At 66.9% G+C, this 20,246-nt stretch carries 17 protein-coding genes; 10 read left to right on the top strand and 7 right to left on the bottom strand.

The window, feature by feature from the left end:
• Positions 1 to 8: 8 nt before the first annotated feature.
• Positions 9 to 1,499 (bottom strand): CYTH and CHAD domain-containing protein, encoded by a 1,491-nt coding sequence (locus AC4ELS_RS28260; protein WP_499050265.1) that lies wholly within the window; start codon positions 1,497 to 1,499, stop codon positions 9 to 11.
• A 162-nt stretch (positions 1,500 to 1,661) separates the two neighbouring features.
• On the opposite strand from AC4ELS_RS28260, the gene AC4ELS_RS28255 reads away from it, so the two are divergent.
• The gene (locus AC4ELS_RS28255; protein WP_448443257.1) at positions 1,662 to 2,360 is read left to right on the top strand and encodes a TetR/AcrR family transcriptional regulator; all 699 of its coding nucleotides are present in this window, start codon (positions 1,662 to 1,664) and stop codon (positions 2,358 to 2,360) included.
• A gap of 10 nt (positions 2,361 to 2,370) precedes the next feature.
• Positions 2,371 to 3,156 (top strand): enoyl-CoA hydratase/isomerase family protein, encoded by a 786-nt coding sequence (locus AC4ELS_RS28250; protein ID WP_064959824.1) that lies wholly within the window; start codon positions 2,371 to 2,373, stop codon positions 3,154 to 3,156.
• A 4-nt stretch (positions 3,157 to 3,160) separates the two neighbouring features.
• On the opposite strand, the gene AC4ELS_RS28245 is transcribed toward AC4ELS_RS28250, so the two are convergent.
• Complete coding sequence (locus AC4ELS_RS28245; RefSeq protein WP_499050261.1) at positions 3,161 to 4,990, bottom strand: BamB-related PQQ repeat family beta-propellar protein; 1,830 nt, start codon at positions 4,988 to 4,990, stop codon at positions 3,161 to 3,163.
• A 98-nt stretch (positions 4,991 to 5,088) separates the two neighbouring features.
• Positions 5,089 to 5,934, bottom strand: a complete 846-nt coding sequence (gene panB / locus AC4ELS_RS28240) for a 3-methyl-2-oxobutanoate hydroxymethyltransferase (RefSeq protein ID WP_499050258.1) — start codon at positions 5,932 to 5,934, stop codon at positions 5,089 to 5,091.
• Positions 5,935 to 5,948: 14 nt separating this feature from the next.
• On the opposite strand from panB, the gene AC4ELS_RS28235 reads away from it, so the two are divergent.
• From AC4ELS_RS28235 to AC4ELS_RS28205, 7 genes are all read left to right on the top strand, one after another.
• Positions 5,949 to 7,484, top strand: a complete 1,536-nt coding sequence (locus tag AC4ELS_RS28235; protein WP_499050807.1) for a WS/DGAT/MGAT family O-acyltransferase — start codon at positions 5,949 to 5,951, stop codon at positions 7,482 to 7,484.
• A 65-nt stretch (positions 7,485 to 7,549) separates the two neighbouring features.
• Entirely contained in the window at positions 7,550 to 9,067 is a 1,518-nt protein-coding gene (locus AC4ELS_RS28230) for an alpha/beta hydrolase (RefSeq protein ID WP_236732067.1), read from the top strand.
• Between the two features lie 88 nt (positions 9,068 to 9,155).
• A complete protein-coding gene (locus tag AC4ELS_RS28225) occupies positions 9,156 to 10,682 on the top strand; it encodes an alpha/beta hydrolase (protein WP_499050256.1) in 1,527 nt (508 codons plus the stop codon).
• 52 nt (positions 10,683 to 10,734) lie between these two features.
• A complete protein-coding gene (gene glnA / locus AC4ELS_RS28220; RefSeq protein WP_064884178.1) occupies positions 10,735 to 12,075 on the top strand; it encodes a type I glutamate--ammonia ligase in 1,341 nt (446 codons plus the stop codon).
• Positions 12,076 to 12,124: 49 nt separating this feature from the next.
• On the top strand, positions 12,125 to 15,130 hold the full coding sequence (locus tag AC4ELS_RS28215; RefSeq protein WP_448443247.1) for a bifunctional [glutamine synthetase] adenylyltransferase/[glutamine synthetase]-adenylyl-L-tyrosine phosphorylase: 3,006 nt from the start codon (positions 12,125 to 12,127) through the stop codon (positions 15,128 to 15,130).
• Between the two features lie 84 nt (positions 15,131 to 15,214).
• Entirely contained in the window at positions 15,215 to 15,844 is a 630-nt protein-coding gene (locus tag AC4ELS_RS28210; protein WP_064884180.1) for a PaaI family thioesterase, read from the top strand.
• Positions 15,841 to 16,698, top strand: coding sequence for a TIGR03619 family F420-dependent LLM class oxidoreductase (locus AC4ELS_RS28205; protein WP_055120343.1), 858 nt, complete (start codon positions 15,841 to 15,843; stop codon positions 16,696 to 16,698). The genes AC4ELS_RS28210 and AC4ELS_RS28205 overlap by 4 nt, the downstream gene beginning before the upstream one ends.
• Here the strand turns inward: AC4ELS_RS28205 and AC4ELS_RS28200 are convergent.
• From AC4ELS_RS28200 to glnA (AC4ELS_RS28185), 4 genes are all read right to left on the bottom strand, one after another.
• Positions 16,695 to 17,114 carry a DoxX family protein gene (locus AC4ELS_RS28200; RefSeq protein WP_064884182.1) on the bottom strand — a complete coding sequence of 140 codons (420 nt, stop codon included), beginning with the start codon at positions 17,112 to 17,114 and terminating at the stop codon, positions 16,695 to 16,697. The two genes, AC4ELS_RS28205 and AC4ELS_RS28200, sit on opposite strands and share 4 nt — an antisense overlap.
• Before the next feature lie 31 nt (positions 17,115 to 17,145).
• Complete coding sequence (gene dtd / locus AC4ELS_RS28195; protein WP_064884184.1) at positions 17,146 to 17,577, bottom strand: D-aminoacyl-tRNA deacylase; 432 nt, start codon at positions 17,575 to 17,577, stop codon at positions 17,146 to 17,148.
• 45 nt (positions 17,578 to 17,622) lie between these two features.
• Complete coding sequence (locus AC4ELS_RS28190) at positions 17,623 to 17,949, bottom strand: darcynin family protein (protein ID WP_064884186.1); 327 nt, start codon at positions 17,947 to 17,949, stop codon at positions 17,623 to 17,625.
• 224 nt (positions 17,950 to 18,173) lie between these two features.
• Complete coding sequence (glnA, locus tag AC4ELS_RS28185; RefSeq protein ID WP_055115131.1) at positions 18,174 to 19,610, bottom strand: type I glutamate--ammonia ligase; 1,437 nt, start codon at positions 19,608 to 19,610, stop codon at positions 18,174 to 18,176.
• A gap of 156 nt (positions 19,611 to 19,766) precedes the next feature.
• Here glnA (AC4ELS_RS28185) and AC4ELS_RS28180 point away from each other — a divergent pair, with 156 nt between their 5' ends.
• On the top strand, positions 19,767 to 20,243 hold the full coding sequence (locus tag AC4ELS_RS28180) for an RDD family protein (RefSeq protein ID WP_064884188.1): 477 nt from the start codon (positions 19,767 to 19,769) through the stop codon (positions 20,241 to 20,243).
• Positions 20,244 to 20,246 lie beyond the last annotated feature (3 nt).

The raw sequence follows: 20,246 nt of genomic DNA, 5'->3' as shown, positions 1-20,246 counted from the left end.
TCAGCCCCCTAGTGGGCCTTGCGCACCGCTTTGGCCAACTTCTTCAGCGCGTCGTCCAACAACGCCCGGGACTGCTGGGCGGCGTCGTGCTCCTGTTGGTAGAGCAGCCCGTAGGTGAAGGTGTCCTCGCCGGCGGCATGTGCGGCATCGGCTTGGGTGCTCAGGTGTGCCTTGCTCACCACGCTGTCCTGGTGGTCGCCCAGCAGGGACTGGATGCTCTTTGCCCGATCGGACACCTTGTCCGCCCCGGTGGCAGCCGCGGTATAACGAAGCCGTTTGGCGCCCTTGCGGATCCGGTGTAGCGCCTCATCCTTCTCGTCGGCGCTGGCATCTTCGGCAGCCACCGCCGCGGCGGTCTTGGCCGCCTTACGTACCCGCTTGTACGCGGCGTCGATGGTCACCGATGGCGCAGAGCCGTCCGCAGATTCGGGCTTCTCGGCACCGACCAACTCTTCCAGTGAGTCCAGCAACCGGAAGTAGCGTTGTGACCGCATCGCCAACAGCGAACGTCGCCAACCCGCGGTGTAGCGGCGGTTGGCACCCTCGACCAGACGCTGGCGTACCGGGCCGCGGACCAGCTCGGCGGGCATCTCGTCGAGTGCGCGCTGATAACGCTCGCCCAATACCTCGGCATCGCGGGCCACACCCAGGACAGCGGCCAGCGCCCGCAACTCGTCGAGCACCCAGCCGTCGTCATCCAGCCCGAAGGAGTCCTTGGACTCCTGCAGCAGACTGCGGATCTTGCGGGTCGTCACCCGCATCTGATGTACCGAGTCGTAGGCGTCCGCGCGTACGGCCCGGTCCCACTCCAGCAGCGCGTCGATCTGCTCGGCGATGGCCCGGTGCACCGGATCAGCCGGGAGCGTCGGGGCCGGGGCCTGGTCGGTACCGAGGACCTTGGCCAGCTTCGAACCGTGCCCGGCCGGTTCCGCGCCGGCATCCGCGAGCCGGTTCGACAGGCGGTCCATCAGGTCGTCGGGCACGTCGGCGGTGAGCAGTTCCAGCTCCCACTCGCGCCAGCTCTGTTCTTCGCCTTCGGTGGCCGAAGCGGTCACCCGGTCATCACAGAATTCGGCGAGTGCGACGCCGTCCGCTCCGTGCAGTACCTCGACGTGGCGTTCGGTGCTGATCCGGGCCACCGGGGCCAGCGGACGATCCCGGACGATCGCCAGCACGATGTCGCGCAGATCCTCGGGCACCGTGTCGGTGCCCGCGCCCAGAGGCGCGCGAACCTCGGTGCGGGTGTCGACCCCGGCCGGGAGCTTCAGGTGCCAGCCCGCGTCGTTGCCGCCGGTGCGGCGCCGCAACGTGATGCGGTGCGCTGCCAGGTCGCGATCAGGGGTGTCGAAGTACACCGCATCCAGATGCTGGGTCGGGGTGTGTTCCACCTCGGTGACGGCCGACAAACCCTCGAACGAGGGCGAGACGGTGTCCTCGGTGACGGCGAACTTCCGCTCGATTTCGGTGTATCTCGCGGTCTTGGATTTGCCGGGAGCCATAGTCACCTTCGCTGTGCACCGGAGGCGGGAGATCGGATGGCACCAGCGTGCCATATTCGGGTGGGTGCCACGACCGGTGTCCGGTCACAGCAACATCAAGACTTGGCGCTGTCCCGACCGCGCTGACGGTCATGTCCGCAGACGTCTCTTACTGTTGCTGGCATGGGGGCTGAGACGACACCGGCGAGCGCCAGTGCCGGGCGCGGACGCCCGCGGCTGGAGCGGCCGCGGCGACCGGGCACGACTGCCCGGGAACAGATCCTTGACGCCGCCGCCGAACTGTTCACCAACCACGGCTACGCCAGCACCTCGACCCGGCGGATCGCCGACGAGGTCGGGGTGCGACAAGCCTCGCTGTATCACCATTTCGCCACCAAGGACGACATCCTCGACGCCCTGCTGGCCGGCACCGTCGACGAGGCCCTCCGCCTGGGCGCCGAACTGCTCGACGGCGCGGGTACGGCGGCACAACGCCTGCACATCCTCGCCGTCGCCGATGCGCGCCAGTTGTGTGCGGGACGGTGGAATCTGGGTGCCCTCTATCTGCTTCCGGAGCTCCGGACCGACCGGTTCGCGCCGTTCCGGCAACGACGCGCCGAGCTTCGCGAGGTGTACCGCAGATTGTCAGACGCGGTGATCGCCGAGTGCGGTGGTCCACCCCCGGCCGCCGACCTGCCGTTCCGATTGGTGGAATCGGTGGTCAACACCCGCTCCGACGAGGTCGAGGGCACGCCCGCGCAGCCCTGGGTGATCGCGGAGGCGGCGCTGCGGATCCTCGGGTTCGACGGCGACTTCAGTCCGCTGGTGACTGCCACCGCGGCTCGACTGGGGGTGCGACCGCCGCAAACCCCGGCCCGCTAGAGTTCGGGCCGTGACCGAGCCCACCTATGAAGCCATCTCGTTCGAACAGTCCGGAGCCGTCGCATACATCACGCTGAACCGCCCGGATGCCGCGAATGGCATGAACGACACCATGACTCGCGAACTGGCCGACGCCGCGCGGCGCTGCGACACGCCTGCGACCAAGGTCGTGGTGCTGACCGGTGCGGGCCGGTTCTTCTGCGCGGGTGGCGACCTGAAATCGTTCGCCACCGCACCCGACCGGGGCCAGTTCATCAAGGGCGTCGCCGACGACCTGCACCAGGCCATCTCGTCGTTCGCCCGGATGGACGCCGTGCTGATCACCGCGGTCAACGGCACCGCGGCCGGCGCCGGGTTCAGCCTCGCGGTGACCGGTGACCTGGTCCTGGCCGCCGAATCCGCCACCTTCACCATGGCCTACACCAAGGTGGGCCTGAGCCCCGACGGCAGCGCGTCCTATCACCTGCCGCGACTCGTCGGCTTGCGCCGGGCGCAGGAACTCATCCTCACCAACCGCACGCTCTCGGCCACCGAGGCGCAGGAGTGGGGACTGGTCACCGAGGTGGTCGCCGGCGACGAACTGGCCGCGCGTGCCGCCAAACTGGCCGAGCAGGTGGCCACCGGGTCCGGCGGATCCAACGGCGCGGTCAAGTCGCTGCTGGTGTCCTCGTTCAAGAACAGCCTCGAAGAGCAGATGGCTGCCGAAGGGCGGTTCATCGCCGAGCGGGCCAACTCCGCCGACGGCCGCGAGGGCGTCGATGCTTTCCTGGCCAAGCGCAAGCCCGACTTCGCCTAGGCGCTCACGCATAGCCCTCGATCACGACGGTCTCCATGTCGGGAACGTCCTGGCGTAGTGCCAACACGACGCCGGGCGCGGCCACCAGTCCGAGGATCGCACTGAAGGGGACTTCGGACACCGGCTGACAGGTCGTATTGCTGAACATCCGCAAGAACGAATGTTCGTCGTACCTGAAGTTCGGGCCGTAGTCGTACACCACGAAGCCATCGCGCAACGCCACGTAACCCGCTTCGGACTGCCTGCGGTCCGGCAACAGAGAGCCCGCGGCCTCTAGCGGTGTTGTGGTGGCGCATTTCGGTTTTCCGTCGTTGCCGTACACCGACAGCACGTCCCACCTGCGTCCGTTGTAGTGGTGGCGGACCAGGAAGTCCTCCGCCGGCGCCGGCGTCGTCTGCGCGCCGACATCCACCGGCAGCGGCACGACGAGTTGCCTACCCGGATCGACGTAGAAATCGCTCGCGCGCTGCGGGTCGTTCGCATCGACCCGTAGGTACAGGCCGGACGAGCCGGTCGGGAACGGGTAGACCGAATAGTCGCGCCAGGAATCGTCATCGAGGGATACGTCCGGCAAGTAGGTGTGCTCCCAGAGCTTCTCACCGTTCAGCGGATCGGCTGCGAGGATTCTCTGGTTCACCACGCGCCGCCCGTCGTTCTCGCGTTCGCACCACAACAGGGACGTGAGGCGGTTGCCGGTATCGGCCGCGCGTTGCTCCTTGCAGTCGCCACGGGGATTGGCCACCGACCACATCGGTTCACCGGTGCGGGCATCGAAACGGGTCCAGGTCTCGTCGGTGCGGTCGATGAGAAACGGATCGGGGTCATACAGACCCGATTCGCCGAGGAACGCCGATGTCAACCGCGCGTCGCGGCGGGTCCACAGCCGTTGCCCGGTAACGGCGTCCAGGCCCAGCAGAACATATTTCCGGTCCCGGGCGAGGGACGGTGCGGCACCGAAGTCCGCTATGACCACGGTGGCCCTCTGGTCGTAGACCCGCGCCGACATGACGGTCTTTCCCGGTCCGGTTCTGCGATAGTGCCACCGCTCGTTGCCGTCGGCACCATAGGCGGTGACGGCTCCCGCGTGAGTGACCACAAAACCCGCTCCTGCCGGCCAGATTTCGTATTGGGGATCGGCGGACGTGCCGAGCGCGGCAGGTAGTTTCACGCTGAATTTGTGCTGGCCGAGCGCTGTCGGGTACGGCGGAACGTCGACTCGATCCGCCGTGGTCGCGTCGATGAATCTGGCGTCGTTACCGGCGAACCCCGCGGCGACGGCCACCGCCCCGGACACCACGACCGCGACGACGACACCGACCACCAGCGCCGACTTCACGCGTCGAGTCCACCAGGGCAGCCCGAAGCCCGCGAACACCGTGGCGACCGCACCTGCGATGGCAAGCACCCAGGCACCGATCGCCGCTGGCAGCGCCGCCGTGATGGGGCCTTCACCCATGACATGGCGGAAGTAGCCCAGCACACCGGTGCTGAACGCGGCGAGGAACACGAGCGCGCAGACCGCCACTACGCCCACGGAGGCCCAGCGGGGTGGCAGGGCCGCAGCCCGAGACCGCATGGCGCGCTGAAGGGCGATCAGAAGCAGTACGGCGACGACGGCTGCCGCCACAGAAAGGAAGGTGGCCGAGTTCCACGGATGCTCGTCGACGCCCGAAGGGGGAGCGGCATCGCCGACCACACCGAACTTGGCGTCGAGACGACTCCAGACTGCCAGTGCAATCGCCGACAACAGCAGGACAATGGCGGCGCCGGCAGAGAATGACGCAATTCGACTCGGTGCGGTGTCGTCAGAGGGCTTGTCCTGGTCGCTGTTCACACGCCCAATCGTCACACGGATCGGCGCACCGCCAGATCAACAAAAACGTCGCTGAATCCGTTCTCCAGCGACGTTTTCGTTGATCTCGGCGGGGGAGATCAGTAAGAGTGCTCTTCGGCCGGGAAGACCCCGGACGCCACATCGTGGGCGTACCGCGTTGCCGCACGGTGCAGTTCGCCGCCCACGTCGCCGAAGCGCTTCACGAACTTGGCGGTCTTGCCACTGGTGAGCCCGGCCATGTCCTGCCAGACGAGCACCTGAGCATCGCAGTTGGGGCCGGCCCCGATGCCGACGGTGGGGATGGTCAACTTGCCGGTGATCTGCGTGGCCAACTCGGCGGGCACCATCTCCAGCACTACCGCGATGGCGCCGGCTTCCTGCACGGCGATCGCGTCGTGGATGGTCTGCTCGGCGGCGTCGCCGCGACCCTGGACGCGGAACCCGCCCAGCCCGTTCACGCTCTGCGGCGTGAAGCCGATGTGCGCGACCACCGGGATGCCCGCGGCGGACAGCGTCGCGATCTGATCGGCCATCCGCTCACCACCCTCGAGCTTGATGGCCTGCGCGCCGGTCTCCTTCATGAAGCGGGTGGCGGTCGCGAGGGCCTGGGTGGGGCTGCTCTCATAGCTGCCGAACGGCAGGTCGGCGATCACCAGGGCGTGCGGGGCGCCCTTGACGACCGCGCGGGCCAACGGGATCAGCTCATCGATGGAGATCGGCACGGTGGTGTCGTAGCCGTAGACCACGTTTGCGGCCGAGTCACCGACCAGCAGTACCGGAATCTCGGCCTCGTCGAATACCCGTGCGCTGGAGTAGTCGTAACACGTGAGCATCGCCCACTTGTGGCCTTCGGACTTCCACTTCTGCAGTGTGAGCGTGCGGACCTTGGTGCGCGGCTTGGCTTCGACAGAATCGGAAGCACCATAAACAGACTGTTCAGACATCGTCGTCCCTTGTGATGGTCGGTTCGATCCTCGAGGCCGCTCTGCGGTCCCCGGGTTCGGCTGACAAGTGCAAGTCTGCCACTGCACGTAATGAAGGCCAAAGCGACGTTCGAGTGGATTTCCTCACAGTTCGTGCGCGGAGCCCTAACATCAGCGGCATGCAACGGCTCAGCGGACTCGACGCCAGCTTCCTGTATCTCGAAACTGCCGCGCAGCCCATGCACGTGTGCTCGGTGCTGGAACTGGACACCTCGACCATGCCGGGCGGCTACACCTTCGACCGGATGCGTGACGCGCTCACCCTGACCATCAAGGCGATGCCGCAATTCCGGGAGAAGCTGGCCGACAGCCGGTTCAATCTCGACCACCCGGTGTGGGTGGAGGACAAGGACTTTGACGTCAACCGGCACCTGCACCGGATCGGCCTACCCGGTCCCGGTGGTCGGGCCGAGCTGTCCGAGATCTGCGGACACATCGCGTCGCTTCCGTTGGACCGGACCCGGCCGTTGTGGGAGATGTGGGTCATCGAGAACATGGCGGGCACCGATGCCCACGCCGGAGGTCGATTGGCGCTGATGACGAAGGTGCACCACTCCGGCGTCGACGGGGTGACCGGCGCAAACCTGATGTCGCAGCTGTGCACCACCGTGGCGGATGCCCCGCCCCCGGACCCGGTCGACGGGGTGGGCGGCGCCACCGGCGCCGAGATCGCCATCAGCGGTGCACTCAGGTTCGTGACCCGGCCACTGAAGCTGGCCAACGTGCTGCCCACCACGGCGAGCACGGTCATCGACACGGTGCGCCGGGCAATCAACGGGCAGGCGATGGCGGCCCCCTTCAACGCGCCGAAGACCGCGTTCAACACCAACATCACCGGTCAGCGCAGCGTGGCGTTCGCCCAGTTGGACCTTGAGGACATCAAGACCGTCAAGAACCACTTCGACGTCAAGGTCAACGACGTGGTGATGGCGCTGGTGTCCGGCGTGCTGCGCACCTTCCTGCACGACCGCGGTGAACTGCCGGAAAGCTCGCTGGTCGCGATGGTGCCGGTATCGGTGCACGACCGCTCCAACCGGCCCGGCCGCAATCAGGTGTCGGGGATGTTCTCCAAGCTCGAAACCAACATCGAGGACCCGGCCGAGCGGCTGAGGGCCATCGCCGAGTCGAATTCCGTTGCCAAGCAACACAGTTCCGCCATCGGTGCGACGCTTCTCCAGGATTGGACCCAGTTCGCGGCACCGGCGGTGTTCGGCGCCGCGATGCGGGTGTACGCGGCCAGCCGCCTGTCCGGGGCCAAACCCGTCCACAATCTGGTCATCTCGAACGTTCCCGGGCCACAGGACCCGCTGTACCTACTGGGGTGTGAGGTCAAGGCCATGTACCCGCTCGGCCCGATCTTCCACGGATCCGGGCTCAACATCACCGTGATGTCGCTGACCGGCAAGCTCGACGTCGGCATCATGTCCTGCCCGGATCTGCTGCCTGACCTGTGGGATATGGCCGACGATTTCCACGTCGCGCTCGACGAACTCCTTGCCGCTACCCGATAGCGTCGCGGCACCTCGTGACCAGGCCCGGCCTGCGGCAATGTCGTGCCATGGCAGCATGGTCAGCCATGAAGTTCAGGATGAGGTTCGGCGCGCTGCTGGCGATGACGGCGGTGGCCGCGGCGGGCTGCACCCAGGTGGTCGATGGCCAGGCCAAGATCGCCGTTCCGCGGCCCGGCACGCCGGTGCAATGGCTGCCGTGCAACGCCGGCTCCGGTGACCACGTGCAGATCCCCGACAATGCGGAATGCGGGATGCTGTCGGTGCCGGTCGACTACTCGAAGCCTGACGGCGACGTCGCCCGCCTGGCGATGATCCGGTTCCCGGCGGCGGGCCAGAAGATCGGCTCGCTGGTGATCAACCCCGGCGGCCCCGGCGAATCCGGCGTGGAATCGGCCGTCTCCCTGTTGTCGGGTCTGCCGCAGTCGGTCAAGGACCGCTTCGACATCGTCGGGTTCGATCCGCGCGGTGTCGGATCCTCGACACCCGCGGTGTGGTGCAACTCCGATGAGGACAACGACCGGCTGCGCGCCGACCCGACGGTGGAATACACCCCCGAAGGCGTCGAGCATCTGGAGAACGAGACCAAGAAGTTCGTTCAGCGCTGCGTCGACAAGATGGGCAAGGAGTTCCTCGAAAACGTCGGCACCGAGAACGTCGCCAAGGATCTGGATGCCATCCGGGTTGCCCTCGGCGACGACAAGCTGACCTACCTCGGCTACTCGTACGGCACCCGCATCGGCGCCACCTACGCCGAGCAGTTCCCGCAGAAGGTCCGCGCGATGATCCTCGACGGTGCCGTCGACCCCAACGCCGATCCGGTGGAAGAAGACATCCGTCAGGCCGCGGCGTTCCAGAAGGCCTTCGACGACTACGCCACCGACTGCACCACCAAGAACCCCGACTGCCCGCTTGGCACCGACCCGGCCAAGGCCGTCGAGGTGTACAAGAGCCTGATCGACCCGCTGGTGGAACACCCCGCCAAGACCCGCGATCAGCGCGGGCTGGGCTACAGCGACGCCACCGTGGGCACGATCCTGCCCCTGTATTCGCCGAACCTGTGGCGGCACCTCACCGAGGGCCTGACCGGACTCAAGAACGGCAACGGTGACGTCATGCTCGCGTTGGCTGACCTCTACATGGGCCGAGATGCCAAGGGCCACTACAACAATTCGACCGACGTGCGCGTCGCGGTCAACTGCGTGGACAAGCCCGCGATCACCGACCGGGCCACCGTCGTCGAAGAGGACCGGCGGGCCCGGGAGGTGGCCCCGTTCATGAGCTACGGCGAATTCACCGGGCATGCGCCCATGGGCACCTGCGCATTCTGGCCGGTGCCGCCCACCAGCAAGCCGCACGAGATCTCGGTGAAGGGGCTGCCTCCGACCCTGGTGGTCTCGACCACCAACGACCCGGCCACGCCCTACCAGGCGGGCGTCGACCTGGCCCGCCAACTCGGCGGCACCCTGGTGACCTTCGAGGGCACCCAGCACACCGTGGTGTTCCAGGGCAACAAGTGCATCGACGACATCGCCGCGACCTACCTCGTCGACGTGACGGTGCCCCCGCCCGGAACCCGTTGCTGACCGATCCGGCCGTCAAGGTCACCGGTTGGTCTCCGGCGGATCTCTGGTCGGCGTCAGGCGCAGACCCGGCGGTGGCCGCCGTGCGACCATGACTGCCGTGTGGTGGGCGGGCAGGCGGGCGGCGAGTGCCCTTGCGGTGACTCTGCTCAGCGCATCCGCCGTGGTGTGTCCGGTCGCCGTCCCCGTCGCGGCTGCTGCGCCGGAATCCGGGCCGGAGTGGGGAAGTTGCGCTCAATGGGTGCAAGATCCGGCACGGATTCCGACGGCGCAGTGCAGCACGGTCGCTGTTCCGATCGATTGGAATTCCCCGGACCCCCAAGGCGCACAAGCGCAATTGGCCGTCATCCGGATACCTGCCAGCGGTCAGCGGATCGGCGCCCTGTTCATCAACCCGGGCGGCCCCGGCGCCTCAGCGGTGGACACCGTCGCCGGCATGGGTGCCGCGCTGGCCGGCTCCCCACTCACCGATCATTTCGACCTGGTCGGCTTCGATCCGCGTGGCGTCGGGCATTCGACCCCGGAGCTGCGCTGCCGCACCGACGCCGAGATCGACGCCTACCGCCGCGAGCCGATGGCCGATTACAGCCCTGCCGGGGTCGCCCACATCGAAGATGTCTACCGTCAGTTCGCCCAGCAGTGCCTCGACCGCATGGGCGCGCCGTTCCTGGCCAATGTCGGCACCGCCTCCGCGGTACGGGACATGGATGCGGTGCGGGCCGCGCTGGGGGAGGGACAGATCAACTATCTGGGCTTCTCCTACGGCACCGAACTGGGCAGCGCGTACGCCGAACAGTTCGGGGACCGGGTACGCACGATGGTGCTCGACGGCGCGATAGATCCCAGCCTGGATCCGATCACCAAGAACGTCCGCCAACTCGCCGGCTTCCAGAAGGCCTTCGACACCTACGCCGCGGAATGCGCGACGGCGGCCGACTGCCCCCTGGGCACCGACCCTGCCCAGTTCGTCAGCCGGTACCAAGGGCTCGTGGATCCACTGGTGACGACGCCGCACCCCACAGCGGACCCGCGTGGACTCGGCTACGCCGACGCGATCACCGGCACCGGCAACGCCCTGTATTCGGCGCGGTACTGGCCGTACCTGACCAGTGGGCTGCTCGGGTTGACGCGTGGCACCGACGCCGGCGACCTGCTGTTGCTCGCCGACGACTACTGGCGCCGCGACGAAACCGGGCACTACCAGAACATGCAGGACGCGTTCACCGCGATCCGGTGCGTCGACACGCCTTTCCCCACCGACCCAGCGGTGTGGGCCGAGGCGGACCAGCGGACCCGTGCCGCCGCCCCGTTCATGTCCTACGGCGAGTTCACCGGATACGCGCCGCGGGACATCTGCGCGCTGTGGCCGGTGCCCGCGACGTCGTCACCCCACCCGGTCACCGGGCCCGGGCCGGGCAAGGTCGTCGTGGTGTCCACCACCGGCGACCCGGCCACGCCGTATCAGGCCGGGGTGGAACTGGCCCGGCAAATGGACGCGGCGCTCATCTCGTTCAAGGGCACCCAACACACCGTGGTGTTCAACGGGAACGCCTGTGTCGACACCGCGGTGCTGAACTTCTTCGTCACCCAGGGCTCCCCGGGCAACCTCTCCTGCTAACTCCTTGCAGGCCCGTAACACAGAATTAACAGCCGATGCCTACGCTGCGCTCATGGACCGCCAGAAGGAATTCGTGCTGCGCACCCTGGAGGAACGCGATATCCGGTTCGTTCGGTTGTGGTTCACCGACGTCCTCGGCTACCTCAAATCGGTAGCGATCGCGCCCGCCGAACTCGAAGGCGCCTTCGAGGAGGGCATCGGTTTCGACGGCTCTTCGATCGAGGGCTTCGCCCGTGTCTCGGAGTCCGACACCGTGGCACGGCCTGATCCGTCCACCTTCCAGGTGCTGCCCTGGACCACCAGCGCCGGCAAGCACTACTCGGCGCGCATGTTCTGCGACATCACCATGCCGGACGGCTCACCGTCGTGGGCAGACTCGCGACACGTGCTGCGTCGGCAGCTCGCCAAGGCCAGCGACCTGGGCTTCACCTGCTACGTGCACCCCGAGATCGAGTTCTTCCTGCTGCAGCCCGGCCCGGACGACGGGTCGGTGCCGGTGCCGGCGGACAACAGCGGTTACTTCGACCAGGCCGTGCACGATTCGGCCCCCAACTTCCGCCGGCACGCCATCGAGGCGCTGGAGCAGATGGGCATCTCGGTGGAGTTCAGCCACCACGAGGGCGCACCGGGCCAGCAGGAGATCGATCTGCGCTACGCCGATGCCCTGTCGATGGCCGACAACGTGATGACCTTCCGGTATCTGGTCAAGGAGGTCGCGCTGGCCGACGGTGTGCGGGCGTCGTTCATGCCCAAGCCGTTCGGCGAGCATCCCGGCTCGGCCATGCACACCCACATGAGCCTGTTCGAAGGCGATACCAACGCCTTCCACAGCCCCGACGACCCGCTGCAGCTGTCCGACGTGGCCAAGTCCTTCATCGCGGGCATCCTTGAGCACGCCAGCGAGATCAGCGCCGTCACCAACCAGTGGGTGAACTCCTACAAGCGCCTGGTGCACGGCGGTGAAGCCCCGACGGCGGCGTCGTGGGGCGCGGCCAACCGCTCGGCGCTGGTGCGGGTTCCGATGTACACCCCGCGCAAGGCGTCGTCGCGGCGCGTCGAGGTCCGCAGCCCCGACTCGGCATGCAACCCCTACCTGACCTTCGCGGTGCTGCTGGCCGCCGGTCTGCGTGGCGTGGAGAAGGGCTACGTGTTGGGCCCGCAGGCCGAGGACAACGTCTGGAGCCTGACACCCGAAGAGCGGCGCGCCATGGGCTACCGCGAGCTGCCCACCAGCCTGGGCAACGCGCTGGAGGCCATGGAGAACTCCGAGCTCGTCGCGGAAGCGTTGGGGGAGCACGTATTCGACTACTTCCTGCGCAACAAGCGCGCAGAGTGGGAGAACTACCGCAGCCACGTCACGCCCTACGAGCTGAAGACCTACTTGTCGCTCTGAGACGGGTGGCGCCGGTGCCGGTCGTTTCCTGCGAGCGTGCGCTACCGTCGTGAACGTGCCCAAGCCTGCAACCGATCGCCCGAAACTGCCCAGCGTCGGTCGGCTCGGTCTGGTCCATCCCCAGGCAGCGGCCCACTTGGAACAGCTCGGCTGGAACACCGAGTCACACGTCGAACTGCTGTGGTCGCTGTCGCGTGCACCGGACGCCGACGTCGCGCTGCTGGCAATGGTGCGGTTGACCGACGCGCTCGGTGCGGACGCCGACGAACTCAACCGGCGGCTCCTGACCGACAAGGCGCTGCGGGGCCGGCTGTTCGGGGTACTCGGATCGTCTCTGGCTCTCGGTGATCACCTCGTCGCCCATCCGGAATCGTGGCGGTTGTTGGCCGGTGCGGTCGACCTCCCCGGCCCCGACGAACTGCACAGTGTCTTCACCGCTGCGGCCCGGGCAGCCGAGATCGACAGGGGCGCAAGCAGTGCCGTGCCCGCGCTGCGGGATCTCTACCGGGACCGACTGCTGGTCCTGGGCGCGCTCGACGTCGCCTCGACCGTCGAGAACGAGCCGGTGCTGCCCTTCGTCGAGGTGGCCGCCCATCTGTCCGACCTGGCCGACGCCGCGCTGGGCGCCGCGCTGACAGTGGCCACGCGCGTCGTGTGCGACGACGGTGTGCAGCCCCGGCTGGCAGTCATCGCCATGGGTAAATGCGGTGCGCGCGAACTGAATTACGTCAGCGACGTCGACGTCATCTTCGTCGGGGAATCGGTCCCGGACGGCGACGGCGACGACAACCTGGCCACCGCGACCCGGGTGGCCGGCGAGATGATGCAGTTCGCCGCCGATGCGTTCTTCGAGGTCGACGCCGCGTTGCGCCCCGAAGGTAAACGCGGACAACTGGTCCGGACTCTGGAATCCCACGTCGCCTACTACCAGCGCTGGGCGAAAACCTGGGAATTCCAGGCCCTGCTCAAGGCGCGTCCCGCCGCAGGCGACGCCGAACTGGGCAAGGCCTACATCGAGGCTCTGATGCCGATGGTGTGGACCGCGTGCGAGCGTGAGGATTTCGTTCCCGAGGTTCAGGCCATGCGCCGCCGCGTCGAGGAACTCGTCCCGGCCGGAGTACGGGCCCGCGAGCTCAAGCTGGGCACCGGCGGCCTGCGCGACGTCGAATTCGCTGTCCAGCTCCTGCAATTGGTGCACGGACGCAACGACGACTCACTGCATGTGGCGTCCACCGTCGACGCGTTGGCGGCCCTCGGCGAGGGCGGTTACATCGGCCGCGACGACACCGCCAACATGACGGCCTCCTACGAATTTCTGCGACTGCTCGAGCACCGGCTGCAGCTGCAGCGGCTCAAACGCACCCACATGCTGCCCGACGACACCGACGTCGAGGCGTACCGATGGCTGGCCCGGGCGGCGCACGTGCGACCCGACGGCCGGCACGACGCCCAGGGCGTGCTGCGCGAGGAACTCAAGCGGCAGAGCATGCGGGTGTCGCGACTGCACGCAAAGCTCTTCTACCAGCCTCTGCTCGAAACGGTGGGCCAGCCGGCGCTGGGTATCGGCGCAGGCATGAGCACCGAGGCGGCCGAACGTCAGCTTGCCGCACTGGGTTACGAGGGGCCCCAGAGTGCATTGACCCACCTGGCCGCGCTCACGGGCCAGAGTGGGCGTCGGGGCACGGTGCAGCAGGTGTTGCTGCCGACCCTGTTGGACTGGCTGTCGGACACCCCCGACCCGGACGCGGGCCTACTGGCCTACCGCCGGATCAGCGAGGAACTGTCCGAGCAGCGCTGGTACCTGTCGACCCTGCGCGACGAGGGCGCAGTGGCCAAGCGGCTGATGCGGGTGCTGGGCACCTCGGCCTACATCCCCGAACTGCTCATGCGGGCTCCTGAGGTGATCCAGCTGTACGCCGACGGGCCCAACGGCCCCAAACTGCTCGACGGCGATCCCGACAGCCTGGCCCGTGCCCTGGTTGCCTCGGCCGGCCGTCACCCTGACCCGGTGCGCGGCATCGCCGCCGCCCGCACCCTGCGCCGTCGCGAACTGGCCCGCATCGCCTCCGCGGACGTACTGGGCCTGCTCGACGTGACCGACGTGTGCAAGGCACTGACCTCGGTATGGGTTGCCGTGTTGCAGGCCGCACTCGACGCGGTGATCCGGGCCAACACCCCCGAATCCGGCGCGCCCGCACGCATCGCCGTGATCGGTATGGGTCGCCTCGGTGGCGGCGAACTCGGCTACGGCTCCGACGCCGACGTGATGTTCGTGTGCGAACCCAACTCGGGTGTCGAGGAATCGGCGGCCGTGCGCTGGTCGGTGAGTATCGCCGAACAGGTCAGGGCCCTGCTGGGGACACCCAGTGCGGACCCGCCGTTGGAGGTCGACACCGGACTGCGCCCGGAGGGCCGTAACGGGCCCCTGGTGCGCACGCTGGCGTCATATGCGACCTATTACGAGCAGTGGGCGCAGGCGTGGGAGATCCAGGCCCTGCTGCGCGCTCACCGGGTGGCCGGTGATCTCGAGCTCGGCGAACGATTTCTGCTCATCGCCGACAAGACGCGTTACCCCGCCGGTGGGGTGTCGGCCGAAGCGGTCCAGGAGATCCGCCGGATCAAGGCACGTGTGGACGCCGAACGGCTGCCCCGCGGCGCGGACCCCAACACCCACACCAAGCTGGGCCGTGGCGGACTGGCCGACGTCGAGTGGACCGTACAGCTGCTCCAGCTGCGTTACGCGCACAATCTGCCTGCGCTGCACAACACTTCGACCTTGCAGACCCTCGACGCGATCGGTGCGGCCGAGCTGGTCGCCGAGAGTGACGTCGAATTGTTGCGCGAGGCCTGGCTGACGGCCACGCGGGCGCGCAACGCACTGGTCCTGGTGCGCGGCAAACCCACCGATCAGCTGCCCGGGCCGGGCCGCCAGCTCAACGCGGTCGCGTTGGCGGCCGGGTGGGGCAGCGACGACGGCGGGGAGTTCCTGGACAACTACCTGAGGGTGACGCGGCGGGCGAAGGGCGTGGTCCGGAAAATTTTCGGCGGGGAGTAGCCGAGGCCGAATTGGGCCCCGCGTGCAGGACGTCCCAGTGGCTGGTGTTAATAAGGGCATATAACCAATTCACTGGGAGTCCGGATGCAGCACACGTTCGACGTCATCAGCGCGGCCGAGCACGAACGGCTCGAGGCGCTCTACGAACCCTTTGCCCGGGCGATGCGCGAACTCGTCGACGCCGGCGTGCGAACCCAGGTGGACCCACAGTCCATCGCCGAGGCAACCGCGGCCGTCGAGGCCGTCACCGCCTCGCTGCGCCGCGAACAGCGCGACGGGCCACACGCCTTGCTTCATGCCGAGACCAACCGCCCGGTGGTGTGGGCCAACCCGGTCGTCGGACTGCGCAACGCTCTGGCCCCGCCGCTGGTGATCGAGCATGCCGAGGACGGCAGCTGCTGGAGTGAATTCGTGCTGGGCGCCGCCTACGAGGGGCCGCTGGGCTGGGTGCACGGCGGCATCTGTGCGCTGGTGCTCGACCATATTCTCGGCGAGGTGGCCAGTGGGGGACTGAACGAGCCGCGCTACACGGGGACCATCACGTGCCGGTACAACCGCGGCACTCCATTGGGGCCGCTGCGCGCCGAGGCCCACATCGATCGGACCGAAGGTGTCAAAACCTTTGCGCGGGGCCACATCAGCGACGGCGACGGGATCACCGTCGAGGCGGAAGGCGTCTTCATCACCCCGGCGTGGGCGCGGGACGCCGGATGAAGTTCTACGTGAGCATGGCCTTCATGGACACCCGGGAGGCCGTCGAAGTGGCCAGGGCCGCAGACGATCTCGGGTACGACGGGATGGGCATCCCGGATCACGTGGTGAACCTGGAGACGCTGTCGACACCGTATCCGTACACCAAGGACGGCAAGCGGCGCTGGGAGGCATTCACCGACTGGCCGGACCCATGGGTGATGATCGGCGCCCTGGCGCTCGTCACCACCAGGTGCAAGTTCGTCACGACTGTCTACCTGCCCGCGATGCGTGACCCGTACTCCGCCGCGAAAGCCATCGGCACCGCGGCCTATCTGGCCGACGGGCGGCTGGAACTCGGCATCGGCGTCGGCTGGTGTGAGGAAGAGTTCGACCTGCTGGGGCAGCAGTTCGCGCGACGCGGCAAGCGCACCGACGAGATGCTCGAGCTGATGAAGAAGCTGTGGGAGCCCGGCTGGACCGAGTTCTCCGGCGAGTTCTATTCCACGCCCCGGCTCGAGATGGAGCCCACCCCGCCGCGGATCCCGATCTACGTCGGTGGTCTGTCCGACATCGCGCTGCGGCGCGCGGCGCGCCACGACGGCTGGATCGGCGATCTGATCTCCACCGATGACGCCCTGCAGCGAGTCGATCGGTTGCGCGAGCTACGTGCCGAAAAGGGTTTGACGATGGATGATTTCACCATCATCACGCCGCTGACCGACGCCTTCACTCCCGAGCACTACGCGCGTGCGGAGGCTGGTGGGATTCAGGGCATCATCACCATGCCGTGGATGTTCTACTCCGGGCCCTCGGCGACCCTGGCCGAGAAGATCGACGGACTGAAGCGCTTCCGCAAAGACCTCGCGCTGGACTAGGCGGCAAGCCGCTTGCGGCGCGTGGCGTCCAACGCGTAAGCGCCACCACCGATTGCGGCGAGCAGCAGGAAGCCGAAGCAGTACAGCACGGCGAGTTCGCCGCCGTTCTCGATCGGCCACAGGCCCTTGGGCTGGTGCTCGGTGAAGTAGGCAAAGGCCATCTGGCCCGCGGCGATGATTGCGGCGATCCGGGTGAACAGCCCGACTGCGATCAGCAGGCCGAGGACCAACTCGAGTACACCGGCGTACCAATACGGCCAGGTGCCCACCGGGACAGCGCCGCTGCCCGAATCGACGGGCCAGGCAAAGAGTTTGGATGCACCGTGGATGGCGAACAGCAGACCGAACACGACGCGGAACAAGCTGATGACAGCAGGAGAAATTGAGCTCAGTCGGCTGTCCAAGTTGGTCGTCATGTGCCGACAATACTCGCCGTCCGCAGAAAACTCACAGCTCCAGCAACACCGTTACCGGCCCGTCATTGACTAGTTCCACCTTCATGTGCGCCCCGAAAACTCCTGTTTGCACAACCGCACCCAATTCCTTGAGTGCGCCCGCGAACTCTGCCACCAGAGGTTCAGCAACGGCACCGGGTGCGGCCGCGTTCCATGACGGGCGCCTGCCCTTCTCGGTATTGGCGTACAGCGTGAACTGGCTGATCACCAGGATGGGTGCGCCAACGTCCGCCGCGGACTTCTCACCGTCGAGTATCCGCAACTGCCAGAGCTTTTCGGCCATCCGCCGGGCCTTGGCGGCGTCATCGTCATGGGTCGCCCCGACCAGGGCGACCAGCCCCTGCGGGTTCGGCTCGATCGCGCCGACGATTTCGCCGTCGACCGCAACATTGGCCGATGTCACCCGCTGCACCAGAACCCGCATCGGTCCATTGTGCTTTCGGCGCTGAGCCGGCCGCCGGTCGGGTGCCTACCCGAGGGCGGATCTGCCGTAGTTGTCCGCGTACGCGTTCGCCACGCCAGGCAGGATCTCGACGATGGTGAAATAGCGGTCCCACAGTGGTGTTTCGCGAAGTTCCTCGACCGCGAGCTCGTACTCGTGCGGATCGGTGGTCTCCCACAGCAGGAGGTCGGTGACCCTGGCGGTGTAGAACTCCGTGTCGTACCAACGGAAATTCACTGCTGGGTGTCGATCGAGTATCGGTTGCAGGTGCCGGGCCAGTTCATCGAAGCGTTTGGCCACCGGGAATCCGAGCCATTCCGGATTGGTCTTGACCAACATGAAAACCGTGAACATTGTGAACCTCGTTCTCTCATCTGTGAATACGACCGGAGAGAAACGAAAAGGCCAACGAATCTCTCCGTTGACCTGTGAGGTTGTCAGCACCGCAAGCGATTGCGCTCGCGTTGGTTAGGTTAGCCTAAAACTGTGGCCCCCGGCAAGAACCGGGGGCCACAGTCTGAGCGACTTGGACGTCGCGTCGGCGGTGCCGACTTAAACGTCGCGTCGGCGGTGCCGACTTACACGTCGTAGTACAGGCTGAACTCGTACGGGTGAGGCCGGATCTGGATCGGCATGATCTCGTTCTCCCGCTTGTAGGAGATCCAGGTCTCGATCAGGTCCTCGGTGAACACGCCGCCCTCGGTGAGGTACTCGTGATCCTCTTCGAGCTTGTCGATGACAGCGGCCAGCGAGGTCGGGGCCTGCGGGATGTTGGCGGCCTCGTCCGGCGGCAGCTCGTAGAGGTCCTTGTCGACCGGGGCGAGCGGCTCGATCTTCTTCTTGATGCCGTCGATGCCGGCCATCAGCATGGCCGCGAACGCCAGGTACGGGTTACCCGAGCTGTCCGGGCAGCGGAACTCGAGGCGCTTGGCCTTCGGGTTGTTGCCGGTGATCGGGATACGGACGCAGGCCGAGCGGTTGCGCTGGCTGTAGACCAGGTTGATCGGGGCCTCGTAGCCCGGCACCAGACGCTTGTAGGAGTTCACCGTCGGGTTGGTGAACGCCAGCAGCGACGGGGCGTGGTGCAGGATGCCGCCGATGTAGTGGCGGGCGATGTCGGACAGGCCCGCGTAGCCGGACTCGTCGTGGAACAGCGGCTTGCCGTCCTTCCACAGCGACTGGTGGGCGTGCATACCGGAACCGTTGTCACCGAACAGCGGCTTGGGCATGAAGGTGACGGTCTTGCCGTTCTGCCACGCGGTGTTCTTGATGATGTACTTGAACAGCAGCACGTCGTCGGCCGCGTGCAGCAGCGTGTTGAACTTGTAGTTGATCTCGGCCTGACCGGCGGTGCCCACCTCGTGGTGGCCGCGCTCCAGGGTGAACCCGGCGTTGATCAGGTTGGTCGACATCTCGTCGCGCAGGTCGACGTAGTGGTCGTACGGCGCCACGGGGAAGTAGCCACCCTTGGGGCGGACCTTGTAACCGAGGTTGGGGCGGCCGTCGGCCTCGGAGGGCTCGCCGGTGTTCCACCACGCGGACTCGGAGTCCACCTCGTAGAAGGTGCCGTTCATCCGGGAGTCGAAGCTCACGGAGTCGAAGATGTAGAACTCGGCCTCGGCACCGAAGAAACAGGTATCGGCGATACCGGTGCTGGCCAGGTAGTTCTCCGCCTTGCGGGCCACGTTGCGCGGGTCACGGGAGTAGGCCTCGCGGGTGAACGGGTCGTGCACGAAGAAGTTCAGGTTCAGCGTCTTGGCGGCGCGGAACGGGTCGATGCGGGCGGTGTCGGGGTCCGGCAGCAGCATCATGTCGGATTCGTGGATCGACTGGAACCCGCGGACCGACGAGCCGTCGAATGCGAGACCGTCCTCGAACACGCTCGCGTCGAACGCCGACGCCGGGATCGAGAAGTGCTGGACGACGCCTGGCAGATCGCAGAAGCGAATGTCGACGTACTCGACGTTCTCGTCTTTGATCAGCTTGAAGATGTCGTCGGACGTCTTTTCTGCCACTTCAGTGTTCTCCTTTACTGGTAACCCGCGGGTTGACGCTAAGGACACGATGTTGCGCAGTCGTCAACCATATGTTGCGCGCAAGTTACGCGATGACCGTTCTCTGTGACATGAGCTACTCGCCGCAACCAAACCGGCCACGCCTATTCTGGCCCTATGGCGCGCACGATGGGAACTTGGCTGTCCGGACCTTCCTCCGAACCCGCCAGTGGATATCCGGGAGAGCGGCTCGGACTTCCCCAGCAGGGGCCCGGGTCGATCGCCCGATTCGGCCGACGCGTCGGTGCCATCCTGGCCGACTGGCTGATCTCGCTGGGCCTGACGGCGGTGCTGGCGGTGTCGTTCGGGCTCATGAGTCGCGACCAACTGCTGTACTCGCTGGACTTCCGGAACATCGCGCTGCTGGTGTGGTTGGTCATCGGGGTCGCCGCGGTGCGCTTGTTCGGCTTCACCCCCGGCCAGTACCTGCTGGGTCTGGCGGTGATCCCGCTCGACGGCCGCGACCACGTCGGGTTGGGCCGGGCGCTCACCCGCAACCTGTTGATCGTGCTGGTCATCCCGGCGCTGTTCACCGACGAGGACCACCGAGGTCTCCATGACCTGGCATCGAAGACCGCGGTGGTGCGGCGCTAGAAC

The sequence above is a fragment of the Mycobacterium shunyiense genome, from assembly GCF_058270035.1.
The sequence above is the reverse complement of the archived record's forward strand: the minus strand, read 5'-3'. Positions and strand labels throughout refer to the sequence as shown.

Excerpts from the sequence above, each read along its gene's own strand:
- AC4ELS_RS28260 (WP_499050265.1), bottom strand. The coding sequence starts at position 1,499 with ATGGCTCCCGGCAAATCCAAGACCGCGAGATACACCGAAATCGAGCGG.
- AC4ELS_RS28255 (WP_448443257.1), top strand. The coding sequence starts at position 1,662 with ATGGGGGCTGAGACGACACCGGCGAGCGCCAGTGCCGGGCGCGGACGC.
- panB (WP_499050258.1), bottom strand. The coding sequence starts at position 5,934 with ATGTCTGAACAGTCTGTTTATGGTGCTTCCGATTCTGTCGAAGCCAAG.
- AC4ELS_RS28235 (WP_499050807.1), top strand. The coding sequence starts at position 5,949 with ATGGTCGGTTCGATCCTCGAGGCCGCTCTGCGGTCCCCGGGTTCGGCT.
- AC4ELS_RS28230 (WP_236732067.1), top strand. The coding sequence starts at position 7,550 with ATGAAGTTCAGGATGAGGTTCGGCGCGCTGCTGGCGATGACGGCGGTG.
- AC4ELS_RS28225 (WP_499050256.1), top strand. The coding sequence starts at position 9,156 with ATGACTGCCGTGTGGTGGGCGGGCAGGCGGGCGGCGAGTGCCCTTGCG.
- glnA (WP_064884178.1), top strand. The coding sequence starts at position 10,735 with ATGGACCGCCAGAAGGAATTCGTGCTGCGCACCCTGGAGGAACGCGAT.
- AC4ELS_RS28210 (WP_064884180.1), top strand. The coding sequence starts at position 15,215 with ATGCAGCACACGTTCGACGTCATCAGCGCGGCCGAGCACGAACGGCTC.
- AC4ELS_RS28205 (WP_055120343.1), top strand. The coding sequence starts at position 15,841 with ATGAAGTTCTACGTGAGCATGGCCTTCATGGACACCCGGGAGGCCGTC.
- AC4ELS_RS28200 (WP_064884182.1), bottom strand. The coding sequence starts at position 17,114 with ATGACGACCAACTTGGACAGCCGACTGAGCTCAATTTCTCCTGCTGTC.
- dtd (WP_064884184.1), bottom strand. The coding sequence starts at position 17,577 with ATGCGGGTTCTGGTGCAGCGGGTGACATCGGCCAATGTTGCGGTCGAC.
- AC4ELS_RS28190 (WP_064884186.1), bottom strand. The coding sequence starts at position 17,949 with ATGTTCACGGTTTTCATGTTGGTCAAGACCAATCCGGAATGGCTCGGA.
- AC4ELS_RS28180 (WP_064884188.1), top strand. The coding sequence starts at position 19,767 with ATGGCGCGCACGATGGGAACTTGGCTGTCCGGACCTTCCTCCGAACCC.